This is a genomic window from Paraburkholderia sp. 35.1 (assembly GCF_050436525.1).
In the GTDB taxonomy this organism is placed as follows: Bacteria; Pseudomonadota; Gammaproteobacteria; order Burkholderiales; family Burkholderiaceae; genus Paraburkholderia; species Paraburkholderia tuberum.
Genome location: NZ_JBNDMJ010000002.1, coordinates 1,458,304 through 1,471,419 on the forward strand (window position 1 = coordinate 1,458,304; position 13,116 = coordinate 1,471,419).

General features: G+C 61.7%; 9 protein-coding genes. 4 read left to right on the forward strand and 5 right to left on the reverse strand.

Annotated elements, in window-relative coordinates; genetic code table 11:
* The first annotated feature begins 378 nt into the window (after positions 1-378).
* Positions 379-1,347: a LysR family transcriptional regulator gene (locus OKW27_RS12710; protein WP_090806635.1), complete on the forward strand. Its 969-nt coding sequence runs from the start codon at positions 379-381 to the stop codon at positions 1,345-1,347.
* Positions 1,344-2,654, forward strand: a complete 1,311-nt coding sequence (gene dctA, locus OKW27_RS12715) for a C4-dicarboxylate transporter DctA (protein ID WP_429333661.1) — start codon at positions 1,344-1,346, stop codon at positions 2,652-2,654. The genes OKW27_RS12710 and dctA overlap by 4 nt, the downstream gene beginning before the upstream one ends.
* Before the next feature lie 40 nt (positions 2,655-2,694).
* Here the strand turns inward: dctA and OKW27_RS12720 are convergent, their stop codons facing one another.
* The 5 genes from OKW27_RS12720 to OKW27_RS12740 form a co-directional block, all read right to left on the reverse strand.
* Positions 2,695-3,477 (reverse strand): substrate-binding domain-containing protein, encoded by a 783-nt coding sequence (locus OKW27_RS12720; protein WP_429333662.1) that lies wholly within the window; start codon positions 3,475-3,477, stop codon positions 2,695-2,697.
* 53 nt (positions 3,478-3,530) lie between these two features.
* Complete coding sequence (locus OKW27_RS12725) at positions 3,531-4,829, reverse strand: MFS transporter (protein WP_090806631.1); 1,299 nt, start codon at positions 4,827-4,829, stop codon at positions 3,531-3,533.
* Between the two features lie 198 nt (positions 4,830-5,027).
* Complete coding sequence (locus OKW27_RS12730) at positions 5,028-7,727, reverse strand: CoA-binding protein (RefSeq protein ID WP_429333663.1); 2,700 nt, start codon at positions 7,725-7,727, stop codon at positions 5,028-5,030.
* Between the two features lie 10 nt (positions 7,728-7,737).
* Positions 7,738-9,042 (reverse strand): ATP-grasp domain-containing protein, encoded by a 1,305-nt coding sequence (locus tag OKW27_RS12735; RefSeq protein ID WP_429333664.1) that lies wholly within the window; start codon positions 9,040-9,042, stop codon positions 7,738-7,740.
* Positions 9,043-9,506: 464 nt separating this feature from the next.
* A complete protein-coding gene (locus OKW27_RS12740) occupies positions 9,507-10,247 on the reverse strand; it encodes a FadR/GntR family transcriptional regulator (RefSeq protein ID WP_187626522.1) in 741 nt (246 codons plus the stop codon).
* Between the two features lie 244 nt (positions 10,248-10,491).
* Between OKW27_RS12740 and OKW27_RS12745 the strand changes: the two genes are divergently transcribed.
* Both OKW27_RS12745 and OKW27_RS12750 read left to right on the forward strand, forming a co-directional pair.
* On the forward strand, positions 10,492-12,039 hold the full coding sequence (locus tag OKW27_RS12745) for a sugar ABC transporter ATP-binding protein (protein WP_429334591.1): 1,548 nt from the start codon (positions 10,492-10,494) through the stop codon (positions 12,037-12,039).
* A complete protein-coding gene (locus OKW27_RS12750) occupies positions 12,032-13,060 on the forward strand; it encodes an ABC transporter permease (protein WP_184031637.1) in 1,029 nt (342 codons plus the stop codon). Before OKW27_RS12745 ends, OKW27_RS12750 begins: the two co-directional genes overlap by 8 nt.
* Positions 13,061-13,116: the final 56 nt, after the last annotated feature.

The following is a 13,116-nucleotide window of genomic DNA, read 5'->3' on the forward strand; positions in this document are numbered from 1 at the left end:
CGCATACGACTAGCGTTAGATCGCCGCCAGGTTGCGGCCGTTCATTCGCTATTATAAACGACGTTCATATTTTGGCAAATAGCCCGGTGACCTGTTGCGAGCGCCGCTGCCCGACCGACACTGTCATCGAGAGGCCTCGCTGTTCTAGCGCCCTGCTGCTGTCTCACACGACTTTGGCGCGCCGTGCTTTCGCCCGTTGTCGGCCAGAGGGCGATGCCCGCGTCTCTCATATGAATGACGGCTGAGTCCGTGAAACCGGCCCGTCGCGCCTTACGTCCGCAGTACCGCCGGAGGGCCGAGCGAACGGGCGTAGTTCGCAATGGGCGCTTTGAGCTGCTTCATGCAAAATAGCCGCATCCAGGATGTGGAGGATGACTCGTGGGTATCAACTTCGACTTGAACGACTTGCAGGCGTTTCGAGCAGTAGTGGAACTGGGAAGCTTCCGCAAGGCCGCCGAGGCGGTGAGCATTTCGCAGCCGGCCTTGAGCCGCCGGATCGACAAGCTCGAGGAAGCACTCGGCGTGCGTCTATTCGAGCGCACCACGCGCAGCGTCACGCTCACCACCGTCGGCCGGGTATTCGCGCCGAGCGCCGAGCAGCTGCTTGATGATCTCGACGTCGCGTTGCTTGGCATCCGCGATGTTTCTTCGAGCCGACTGGGACGTGTCACCATCGCCTGCGTGCCTTCGGTGGCCTACTACTTCCTGCCGAGCGCCGTCGCGAGCTATCACCGCCGCTTCCCGCGCATCAGGGTCAAGATGCTGGATATGAGCGCGAATGAGGTGCTTGGCGCCGTCATCAGCGGAGAGGCGGATTTCGGCGTGAGTTTTCTGGGCAGCCAGGAGTCCGAGGTCGAGTTCAAGGTTCTGCTGCAGGAGCGCTTCGTGGCCGCCTGCCGCCGTGATCACCCGCTCGCCCGCAAAAAACGCGTGACCTGGAACGAGCTTTACGAGCACGAGTACGTCTCGGTGGACAAAACTTCCGGCAACCGACTGCTGCTCGATCAGGCGCTGTCGGCCGTGGCGCCGCGTGCGCCGAGCGTCTGCGAGACGCGTCACGTAACGACCATGCTCGGTTTAATCGAAGCGGGGCTCGGTGTCGCCGCAGTGCCGTCGATGGCCATGCCCGGGCGCGATCACCCCATCCTCACGAGCGTGCCGCTCGTTGAACCAGTGGTGAAGCGGCGCGTGGGAATCGTGAGACGCCGCGGACGTCCACTTACACCGGCTGCGCAGGAGTTTCATAGAACGATTGTCGAGATGAAGCGCGGCGGCGTCGCATGCAGCGATGCCGTGGGCAATAACACGTCTCCAAAAGAGCGGCCAGGCAGGAAAACCGCATCATGAGGTTGGCAAGACCGCTTCGATCGCTCTATCTGCAGGTTTTGCTGGGCATGATGCTCGGCATGGCGCTCGGTCACTTCTTGCCGCAAGCGAGCCCGCTGCTCAAGCCCTTTAGCGACGGGTTCATCGGCCTCGTGAGGATGATGATTGCGCCGATCGTTTTCTGCACGATCGTCTCGGGGATCACGTCGCTTGCGAGCGGGAAGGCCATCGGGCGCACAATTTTTCAGGCGCTGGGATTCTTCTATTTTTTGACAGCCGTGGCGCTTGCGCTCGGACTCGTCACGGCCTTCGTGCTGCGACCCGGCGCGGGCATGCACATCGACGCTAACCATCTGGACGCGAGCATCCTCGCGCAATATGCGAAGCACGCGCAGCCGGGCGGCCTTGTCGCATTTGCGCTGAGCGTCATCCCCGAGACGATGTTTGGCGCCTTCGACAAGGGCGAGGTGCTGCCGGTGCTGCTGCTCTCGCTGCTCTTCGGCTTTGCGCTAAATTCCTGTCCGGAGGCGGGCAGGCCGGTGCTCGCGCTCATCGACGGCATTGCCCAGGCTCTGTTCCGCATCCTCGCGATGATCATGCGACTCGCTCCGCTCGGGGCATTCGGCGCGATGGCTTTCACGGTGGGCCGCTTCGGCATCCGCTCGGTCGGATCGCTCGGGATGTTGATGGTGTCCTTCTACGTGGCATGCATGCTGTTCATTGCGCTGGTGCTCGCTCCGCTCGCGCGGCTGCACGGCTTCGCACTTTGGCGGCTCTTGCGCTACATGCGCGAGGAGTTGCTCATCGTTCTCGCGACGTCGTCGACGGAGCCGGTACTGCCGCGCCTGATCGCGAAGCTTGAGGCGCTCGGCTGCGACAAGGGCGTTGTGGGGCTTGTGCTGCCCGCAGGCTACTCGTTCAATCTCGACGGCACCGCGATCTATCTGACGCTCGCCTCGATGTTCATCGCGCAGGCGTGCGACGTGCCGCTTTCCGCGCCGCAGATCGCGATGATGCTCGCCGTTATGTTGCTCACGTCCAAGGGGGCGGCGGGTGTGTCGGGCAGCGGATTAGTGGCGCTCGTCGCGACGCTGACGGTGATTCCCGATCTGCCCGTCGCCGGGGTGGCGCTACTGGTGGGCATCGACCGCTTCATGTCCGAGGCGCGCGCCCTGACGAGCGTGATCAGCAACGCCTGCGCGGTGATCTTCGTTTCCATGTGGGAGGGTGCTTGCGATCGTACGCGTCTTGCGCGAATGCTCGGGGCGGCAGCGCCAGGCGGCGCGGACGGTGCGGGGGATCCCGCGAGAGATACCTCGGGGATGTGACAGGAAGGCCGCCTGAGGCAAGCCTTCATTCAGGTTTGCGTCAATGAGCGGAGACGGTATCTAGCCCGGTCGATTTGACGTCTGCCTGTACGCCAGGTGAAGCGAGGTAGTCGAGCAGGGCTTTCGCTTCCTTCGGATGCTGTGCGCTGACGGGAATGCCGCCGGCGAAACGCGTGACCGACTGCAGGGACTCAGGAATCTTTCCGACGAAGGTCGCCCCCTTGACGGGCAGCAACTCGCTCACCTGCTGGAAGCCGATTTCGTAGTCGCCGTTCGCCACCACCGAGGCTACTGGAATCCGCGGGATCATCTTCGCCTTCGGCTTGACCTGATCCTCGATGCCGAGCTTCCTGAACAACTCCCGCTCAATGTAGACACCGCTTGCGCTGTCCGAGTACGCGATCGACTTCGCATGCAGCAGGGTCTGCCGAAGACCTTCTGCCGAACTGATATCGGGTTTCACCGCTCCTTCGCGCACGACCATGCCGATGCGCGAGTCGGCCAGCTCGACCCGCGATCCGGGGATGACCTTGCCTTTCCGGATCAGTTCGTCAAGCGCATATCCGACCATGATAACGGCGTCGGCGGGCTCGCCACGCTCAAGCCGGTTGGGGATCGCTTCGGGCGATTTGCCCATCGACGGACCAAGCGCGGTGTCGAGCGTGTTGCCCGTCTCGGATGCGAACTTCGGGCCGAGCACCTTGTACGCTGCGGTAAAGCCACCCGAGCTCATGACGTGCAGGTCGGCGGCTTGCACGTTCGCCGCAACAGCCGAGGTTGCGACCAGTGCTGCGCCGCATAGTTTCAGAAACAGATTTCTCATGATCGGAGTCGTGTCAGATTGTGTGTTTAGCCGCATGCGGAGCGAGACGCGAATCAGTGCGCCGGAGTCAGCGTCGCTGCGCGGCGGCGATAGAGTGCAAACGTCGCCATCAGGGCGCACGCTGCCGCGAAGCTCATCCAGTAGCCGGGTGCGGCCTTGTCGCCAGTCATGTGAATCAGCGCCGTGGAGATCGCCGGTGTGAAACCGCCGAATACGGCGGTCGCGAGGCTATAGGCGAGCGAGAAGCCCGCGACGCGTACCTGCGCCGGCATCACTTCCGTCAGTGCGACGATCATCGCGCCGTTATAGATGCCGTACATGAACGAGAGCCAAAGGAGGGCGAGCAGCATGTTGAGGAAGCTGGGCGCGTGAGCGAGCAGCGACAAGGCCGGGTGCGCGGTCACGATGGCGAGCACCGTCATGGCGATGAGGAGCGGCCGGCGGCCGATCCTGTCGGAGAGGGCTCCGCCGATCGGCAGCCACACGAAGTTCGACACGGCCACACACAGCGTCACAAGCAAACTATCGGCGGTGCTGAGGTGCAGGACCGTCTTGCCGAAAGTCGGCGCGTAGACCGTGATGAGATAGAAGCTCGCGGTGGTCATCGCCACCAGCATCATGCCTGCAATCACGACGGTCCAGTTCTGGACCAGCGTCGTGAATACCTCCTTCATGCTCGGGCGATGCTGGCGAGCCTTGAACTCCTCGGTTTCCTGCAGATTACGACGCAGCACGAAGAGGAACGGCACGATCATGCAGCCGACGAAGAACGGCACGCGCCATCCCCACGCCGCGATGGTAGCGGCGTTCAGCGATTGGTTGAGCGCGAAGCCGAGGCCCGCGGCCACGACGATCGCCACCTGCTGGCTCGCGGACTGCCAGCTCGTGAAGAAGCCCTTGCGGCCGGGCGTGGCCATCTCGGCGAGATACACCGACACGCCGCCCAGCTCCGCACCCGCGGAGAAGCCCTGCAACAACCGCCCGAGCAGCACAAGCGCGGGCGCCACAAGGCCAATGGTCGCGTAGCCCGGCACGAACGCAATGAGGATGGTGCCGCTCGCCATGATGGAGAGCGTGACGATGAGCCCCTTGCGGCGGCCGACGTCGTCGATGTACGCGCCGAGAACGATCGCGCCGAGCGGGCGCATCAGAAAACCGGCACCGAAGACCGCGAACGTCATCATCAACGAGGCAAATTCGCTCCCGGCCGGAAAGAAGACGTTGGCGATCTGCGTCGCATAGAAGCCAAACAGAAAGAAGTCGAACTGCTCCAGAAAATTTCCGGCCGTCACGCGGAAAACCGCCGCGGCCTTTGAATGTCCCAGCGAAAGGGTAGAGGGCGAGGGGTGCATCAATGTGTCTCCTGAAATCCCGAGATATGCGGTGGTCCCGCTCTTTGTCTGTTCGGGAATTTTGGCCCGTGGCCAATCAAACGATAAGTGCAATCTTCCGAACGATTGATGTCGAATGGTTATCAATCGGCGCCTCTTTTTCGCCGCCGCGCGTTAGCTGTGCGCCAGCGCGTGGCGGCGACCATCAGAGGCCAGCGGTCAGGCCACGAAACGACACTGGGAAGCGGCCGTACGCGTGTCCATATTGCGTCCGCGGTTCAAATGATCGTCAATTTCCGCAGCGCAGCCCAGCATGCGCGGATAGAGGAAGATCGTGAACGCGGCCGTTTCAAGGTCCGCCTCGCTGAACTCCCCGCGCTTGAGCGGCTGCCACAGCATCTTCAACAGCAACGCGGCAATCACGGCATCGACATTGACGCAATAGACATTGCGCGAGACACCTGCGTCGAACAAAGCCTGCACCAGCACACGGTAAAACGCATGAAACGCGTTGTACTCGCCGCGGGCTTCATAAAGGTTGGCGATGAAGATTTCCCGCGGGTCGTGGTTCACCGGCTTGTCTTTGAAGACCGGATGATTAATACCCGGAAGTTTCGCAATATCGAGGCTCCCCAACTGCTTCTGGCGCGTCTTGTACTGCGCGTATCGCTCGACGGAGCGCCGGGCGAGCGCTTCGAGGTCCACGGTATGACGAGCATCGGTCGGATCTTCAAGGCCGCTGCTGCGGAACGCCTCGTTGAGGAACGCAATGCCTTCGTAGCCGTTGCCGCCATGCGTATATCCAGTGTGCGTGAGGAACCCCGCCAGAGCCTTGTTTAGCTGCACCCGTTCGGGACTTTCCGGGCCATCGGCAGATACTGCGCCCTTTGCGCCTTGCGCCGAAATGGCGCCGGGTCCGTTCGTGAGCAGCAAACCGACAAGGGTCTTGAACGCGAAAAGGTCGTCGGCAGTCGGTTTCAGGTTTAGCAGCGCTGCGAAGGCGATTTCCGTCAGAGTGCGTTCGCCGAGTAATTCTTCGGTGGCGAAGCCGCAAAATCCGTCCGGGCCGTGCCGCGAGGCGTCCGCTGAGGCGCCGATCATGGTGCCGAAGAGCTTTGTCCACCACGGCAAGCTTTCTGCGGTCAGGCGGGAGATCCGCTTGCGCATGAGCGGGCCCCAGGCGAGTGTCGTCGTGATCGCCGCGAGTACTGCTTCCAGGCGCGGATGGCCCGGGCCACACGACAGCCATCGGATGATTGCGGAACTTACGCCGCGCGAGGCGAGCCCGCCCAGCATGGCTTGCGCCTCTGGATCGGGTTCATCGCAGAACAGCGCTGCAGTGTCCGCGGTGTGGACGGCCTCGACATCAAAGGTCTCGTCGAACGCGTCCGTGAGCTTGGCTGTCGCGAAGGCGTCGATCATCAGTGCTGCCGCCTCGCGCGCAGCACGCTGGCGATTCGGCCCGACGATCGCCGCCGCGGCCGCGAGCACGGCATTGGGCGCATTGCCCGCCTCGCGCGAAGCCTGCGCGGCCGCCAGTTCCGGTGTCCCGTGCAGATTCACTGCAGCGCCAACAGCCACGTCGATGAGCTTTGTGTCGTTTGCCCCGCCGAACTCCCGCAACAGCGCGAGGCAGATGTTCTCCTCGAGCGAGCGCGTCGCTGCTTCGAGCATGGATACTCCGTGCAGGCTGCTCACCTGCGTTTTTGCGTCCATCTGCGAGGCGCCCGAAGCGTCCTTCAAGGGTTGGCGCGGCGGGATTGCGCCGATCTGGCTGTTCGCCCGCGTAATCTGTTCGTTGTACGGCGCGACTGCTTCCACGACCGGCAGGGCGAGGTCGTCTGGCAGTTCGATCCCCTGATCCGAGCCAAACCACGGTTTGAGCGCGAGGCTGCCTTCCGGCTCAAAGTCGGGCATCGTCGCGTTCGCGCGCATCACTGCGGTGAGCGCGGCGGGAATGTGCGCGATGTTTGTCACGACGGCGCCCTTCACCGAGCAGCATGGATCGTCCGGCGTAAAAAGACGCTCGACGCCGAACTTCTCCATGAACCAACGCTCCTTGGCAAGAGCATCGTCGGCGCCGCCCGCCATTGCGCCCGCATGCCCCACCGCGCGCGTCAGACGACTCTTCCAGCGGCCTACCACGCAGGCAATGACGGGTTTCGTAAATGTGGCGTCGGCCTCGTAGTAGCCGCCCGGCTCGCAGTACAGTACGGCAGCCTTGCTGCGCGCGTCGTTGGCGAGGGCAAAGGCGAACTCCGGCGCTGCATAATGGATGTAGACGTCCTTGCCGCTGGATACGACGGTCGTTGTACCCCAGCCGCTCATGCGCAGATATTGCGCAATGGTGGTGCTAAACCCGCCCGAGTTGGAAAAGATCGCGATCGAGCCCCGCCGCAAAGTTGCGCCGGGATCATCGCCGCCGAGCGCACCCCCGATGCGCACCCGCTGCCAGGAGTCCGCGACGCCCAGCCCGTTCGCGCCAAAAATGTCGATGCCTGCTTGCTGGCCCATCGCGCGAATTTCCCGGGCGTCGTGCACGGAGATCTTCTCCGTAATGATAAAAATCTTGCGCAGATCGGGATTGACGCGGATCAGTTCGGCCACCCCATCGCGCGCGGCCGACGGCGGCAGATAGACGACGCCGCAATTGAAACGATGCCCGGCTTCGAGGCCTTCGCGCACGTTGTTATAGACGGGGATGTCGCCGGCAGGCGTCACGAGCACCTGCCCGCGCTTGCCAGGCGCAGTGCCGAATACGATATTCCCACCGGAAAACGCGTGGCTCACCGGCGTCACGTCCGACGACTCGCCTCCCAGAATGTTGAGCACACAAACGCGGTCCTCGCGCGTGACTATTTGTGCAAGCGACTGGATGCCGACGAAATACCTGAAATGATTATTGCCTTGCTTGACCATGTCGATCTCCTTACGCCTTTGCCGTATCCGCCTGCGGTTGCGTCTGACGTGCGCCGATGCGCGCTGCGACCTGCGCGCGCCCTCCCGATTGCATCCACGCATCGGCCTTCCGTGCGTACTGGATCACTTCGCTGATGTCGGAGTCAAAGCCGAACAGGCGATAGGGAAGACCGAGCGAATCACAGGTGTCGCGCAGTGCCGACATGCCACGAACAAGGTTTGGACCGCCGCGCCCAAGGACGACATAAAGCGGGGTGGGACCGTGCTCGCTGAAGTGCTCGCGCAGCGCATCGGCCATCGCGCGCAGTGTTTCGTAGATATCGGTGTTGTTGGACTTGCCGCCAATGATGAACAGTACGTTGGACTGCTTCAGCCAATGCCGGAAGCAGATGCGCGCCACTTCCTTCATTTTTTCGTAGGGAGGATTGCCGCCGAAATCCGAAGAGATGATGGCTGCGTCGCCCAACATCTCCGTGACGAGCGAGTTGGCCCCGCCGCCGAACGTGGGCGCGAGGATCGTTCCCTTGTCATTGATCACATAGACATCGCTTTGACCCTGGTGCGTGCGAAGCTGGTTGATCTCCTGCTCGAAGTCTGAGTAGTCGGCAGCGAACAGGTGAGCAGGCAGGCCGAGGCGCGAGAAGCGCGGGTCGTCACGGTCGAACCCGCACTTGAAGTCGCAGGCCACGGGTGTGAGCCGACCGTTCTTGTTCTCGCGCATGCGGATCGGATTCAGTTCGAGCGTCGTCATGCCGAAGTTGTGAAAGAGCTCCCAGAGCTTCGGCAATTGCTGCACGAGTGGGGAAATGATCTCGCGCGGCGCGCCGATCTCGCTCAGCGCATTCGCGACGACGAACGCCTTCAGGCCGGTCAATGCATCAAAGGGCACCATTGCCACGAGCTTTGGATCGACCTCTTCGATGTCCATGCCACCCGCGTGCGACAGCGTCATGGTGGGAGCGCGAAAGCGGGTGGAATCGGTGATCGAGAAGTAGACTTCATGTTTGGCCGGTACGCCTGCTTCGAACGTGACGCCGTTCGCCTTGGCCCTCACATGACCCACGACGTGCTCGGCGAAGTACAGCCGCTCTTTCTCGGCGAGCGCCGTCTTGAGATCTGTCGCGCGCCCGAGCAACCCGGCCTTGCCCTTCTTGCCCACGCCGCCCTTGAATACCGGCTTGATAAAGACCTGCCCGTGGCGGTCGATCAGCGACTTTATCTCCTCTTCGCTGGCGCTCGGCCCCAGCACTTCGCTGGCCGGGAATCCGACGAATTGCAATAGGCGCGCGCCGTGCAACATTCCGGTGATCTGCATATGAGTGTCTCCTGAAATTCAAGGCAATGACGAATGAAGCAGGTACTGAGTCCGTTTAGCTCGCTGCGCAAGGCGCGAAAGCTCGTCTGCCGTGGACTCGCTTGAAAGCGGCGGCAGGATTCACAACGCGAGGTGGGTCATGCGAGATCGGCATCGGCTACCGTTGGCGGCACCCGTGACCGGGTTGCACTGGAATGCGGCGAAACGCTGTTCTGCGTTTCGCGCCTGTCTCCGATGCGTTCTCTGTCGACGCGTTTATGAACTTCTTGAGCATCGATATTTGCTCAAGACGCCCCGAACGAGAAGTGCAATTTTTTGAAGCATTGATGTTCAACGGTTATCAATATCGTCGAACGCCGTTACGTTGTGGCGACAAGTGCTGCTTTCATGGTGGGCCTCACGGCGATGTTCAGGATTGCGCAGGGAACTGGCCGAGCTGAAGGAACACCGGTCGACTTCGCAACTCAACCCAGTCGCACGCGGCCAGCTTTACCGTCGGCATCGTTGGGCGCAACTTTCTTGATGTCACTTCCGACCCAACGCTCTTCAGAAGATTTCAGATGCGATCGCATCGCCGCTTCTGCAGCAATAGGGTCTCCTGCTTGCAGTGCATGCAGAACGTTTTCGTGCTCCTCAACCGCAGCCATCCATGTGGCCGTATTTTCGACGAGTTCGCTAATCCTCGCCCCGATCGGATCGCGCCTCGCGTCAAACAGATCGGCCACATACCGGCTCAACACCGTATTGCCGGCCGTTTCCGCGATGATCAGGTGGAATTGCCGGTCCGGTTCCACAGGAGATTTGCCGGCAGAGGCGAGGCGATGCATCGCATCCACGCTGCGCCGCAACCGGTCCAGAGAGCCGGCCGTAAGCCGCGTGCTGGCGAGCACGACGAGGCTGCCTTCGATGACGGCCCGGGCCTGCATGATTTCCGTCGGACTTTCGCCTAATACAGCCAGTGACCCTTCACGTTCGTTTGCGGTTTCGAGCACATAGACGCCCGAACCCATGCGGGTCTCGACGCTGCCGCCGATTTCCAGTGCGATCAACGCCTCGCGCAGAGACGGGCGCGAAACACCCAGTTGCTGCGACAACTCGCGCTCCGGCGGCAGTCTGGACCCCGGCGGGAAATCCCCTCCGTGGATGAGGCCGCGAATCTGGTCGGCGACTAATTGGTAAAGCCGCTTTGGCTCGGTCTGTTTCATTTTGCTGCCGGAAGGATAAATGGCCCGGGTCGTCCGTCGACCAGCGATCAAAGTCTACCACGCAAGCCTGACAAGGTTTTCAGCGCATTTTGCAGGAACAGTTCGGGTTTGCCCTTGGTAAGGCCAGAAGAAGTATCTTGCAAATTGGCTTGACCAAAATCGCCGTTTATTCTTTAATCTGCATCAGATTGGCCTGACCGATGGCAGCGCCTCGACACAAAAGAAGGAGACACGTGTGACAGATCTGAGCACTGACCTGGCCCCGCGCGTGGCGGACGGCTTCGCGTTAAAGGAACCCCCGGAGCTATTGAAACTGAGCGGGCTGGGCAAGCGGTTTCCCGGTGTCGTTGCACTGGAGGACGTGCACTTCGAATTGCGCCGCGGCGAAGTACACGCGATTTGTGGCGAAAACGGCGCCGGCAAGTCAACCCTGATGAAAATCGTCAGCGGGCAATACCAGCCGGATGCCGGCACGATCGTTTTTCGCGGCATGCAAAGGCGGTTCGCGTCCTCACTCGAGGCACAGGAAGCAGGCATTGCGATCATTCACCAGGAACTGAACCTGGTGCCCCACCTGTCGATTGCGGAAAACATCTACCTGGCACGCGAGCCCAAACGCGGGCCGTTCATCGATCGCGCACGACTGAATGGGAACGCCCAGCGCGCGCTCGCCCGCATTGGATTGTCGTTGCCGCCCACGAGGCTGGTGGGGACGCTGTCGATCGCCCAGCAACAGATGGTCGAAATCGCCAAGGCGCTCTCGCTCGACGCCCAGGTGCTGATCATGGACGAACCCACTTCGTCGCTCACGGAATCCGAAACCATGCACCTGTTCCGGATCATCAAGGAGTTGCGCGAGAGCGGGGTCGGCATTGTCTACATCTCTCATCGTCTCGATGAAATGAAGCAGATTGTCGATCGCGTGACGGTGCTGCGCGACGGGCACCACATTTCAACCGACGATTTCGCGGCGACCAGCATGGATGAAATCGTTGCGCGAATGGTCGGCCGGGCGCTGAACGATGCGTACCCGCCGCGCCGCTCGGTCCCGACGCAAGACGTGCTGCTGCGTGTCGACAATCTGTCGCGCGCACCGGCATTTGGGCCGGTTTCGTTCGAACTGAGGCGAGGCGAGATTCTCGGCTTTGCCGGTTTGATGGGCGCAGGCCGGACCGAAGTGGCACGGGCGATTTTCGGCGCTGACCAACCGGACGGCGGCGAGATTCATATCGGGAGCGAGCGCGTCTCGATCCGCTCGCCTATCGATGCGATTCACCACGGTATCGCGTACCTGTCGGAAGACCGCAAGAGCGACGGTCTCGCGCTGAAGATGCCGGTCGCGACCAACCTCACGCTGGCCAATATCGAGGCGGTGTCGGGTCGCGCCGGCTTCATTCGTTTCGCCGAAGAAGCGGCCATCGCACAGCGTTACGTCGAAACGCTCGGGATCCGCACGCCGACCGTCCATCAACTCACGCGCAACCTGTCCGGCGGCAATCAGCAGAAGGTTGTGATCGGCAAATGGCTGTTTCGCAAATCGAAGATTCTGTTTTTCGACGAGCCCACGCGCGGCATCGATGTCGGCGCGAAATACGCGATCTACACGCTGATGGACCAGCTCGCCGCGCAGGGCATCGGCGTTGTGCTGATCAGTTCGGAATTGCCTGAAATTCTCGGCATGTCCGATCGCGTCGCGGTATTCCACGAAGGCCGGATCGCCACGATCCTGGAGACGCGCCACACCAATCAGGAAGAAATCATGCACTTCGCATCGGGACGAAATCATGCTTGAAATAACATCCGAACAGACCACTACTGTCGACACCAGCGCGAAGCTCCGGCGTCGCGACCTGATTCAGAAATTTGCCGCGCTCGGCAGTCTGATCATGCTGGTGGCCGTCTTTTCATTGACCAGTTCCGCTTTCTTCTCGGTCGACAATGGCATGACAGTGGCCTTGCAGGTGACGTCGATTGCCTATCTCGGCGTGGCGGCAACCTGCGTGATCATTACGGGCGGAATCGACCTGTCCGTGGGTTCCGTACTCGCGCTGTCTGGTGTGGTCGCCGCGTTGCTCGTCAAGGCTGGCGTGCCGATTCCTCTCGGCATGCTCGGCGGCGTCGTGGTGGGCGGCCTGTGCGGATTCGTTAATGGCCTGTGCGTCACGCGTATGGGTCTGCCGCCTTTTATCGCCACGCTCGGCATGATGCTGGTCGCGCGTGGTCTCGCGCTTCAGATCACTGGCGCGCGCCCGGTTTCGGGACTCGGCGACGCGTTCGGCGAACTCGGAAATGGCGCGTTGTTCCGCATCTCGCATATCGGGGCAGACGGGTTCCCCGATACGGTATTTCCGGGGATCCCGTATCCCGTGATCATCATGGTCGTGTTGGCGGTGGCCGTGTCGATCATGCTGACGCGCACCTCGCTTGGCCGCCACATCTACGCAGTCGGATCGAATGCCGAAGCCGCGCGGCTCTCCGGCGTCAATGTCCGCCGCGTCACCTTGTTTACCTATGTGCTGTCCGGCGTGCTCGCCGGTCTGACGGGCTGCGTGCTGATGTCGCGCCTCGTCACGGCGCAACCGAACGAAGGCGTCATGTACGAGCTCGATGCGATCGCCAGCGCCGTGATTGGCGGGACGTCCCTGATGGGCGGTGTAGGCACGATCTCCGGTACGGCCATCGGTGCGTTTGTGATCGGGGTGCTGCGCAATGGCCTGAACATGAACGGCGTATCGAGTTTCATCCAGCAAATCATCATCGGACTGGTCATTCTCGGCACGGTCTGGATCGACCAGGTCAGAAACCGTCGATGAAGCACATCGAATGAAGCCATTCGAGAAGTCCAACAAAGCAGTGCAATCACCAACCC

What these genes read in the sequence shown, in the direction of transcription:
- dctA (WP_429333661.1), top strand. Translation starts at nt 1,344, where the DNA reads ATGAGGTTGGCAAGACCGCTTCGATCGCTCTATCTGCAGGTTTTGCTG.
- OKW27_RS12720 (WP_429333662.1), bottom strand. Translation starts at nt 3,477, where the DNA reads ATGAGAAATCTGTTTCTGAAACTATGCGGCGCAGCACTGGTCGCAACC.
- OKW27_RS12725 (WP_090806631.1), bottom strand. Translation starts at nt 4,829, where the DNA reads ATGCACCCCTCGCCCTCTACCCTTTCGCTGGGACATTCAAAGGCCGCG.
- OKW27_RS12730 (WP_429333663.1), bottom strand. Translation starts at nt 7,727, where the DNA reads ATGGTCAAGCAAGGCAATAATCATTTCAGGTATTTCGTCGGCATCCAG.
- OKW27_RS12735 (WP_429333664.1), bottom strand. Translation starts at nt 9,042, where the DNA reads ATGCAGATCACCGGAATGTTGCACGGCGCGCGCCTATTGCAATTCGTC.
- OKW27_RS12740 (WP_187626522.1), bottom strand. Translation starts at nt 10,247, where the DNA reads ATGAAACAGACCGAGCCAAAGCGGCTTTACCAATTAGTCGCCGACCAG.
- OKW27_RS12750 (WP_184031637.1), top strand. Translation starts at nt 12,032, where the DNA reads ATGCTTGAAATAACATCCGAACAGACCACTACTGTCGACACCAGCGCG.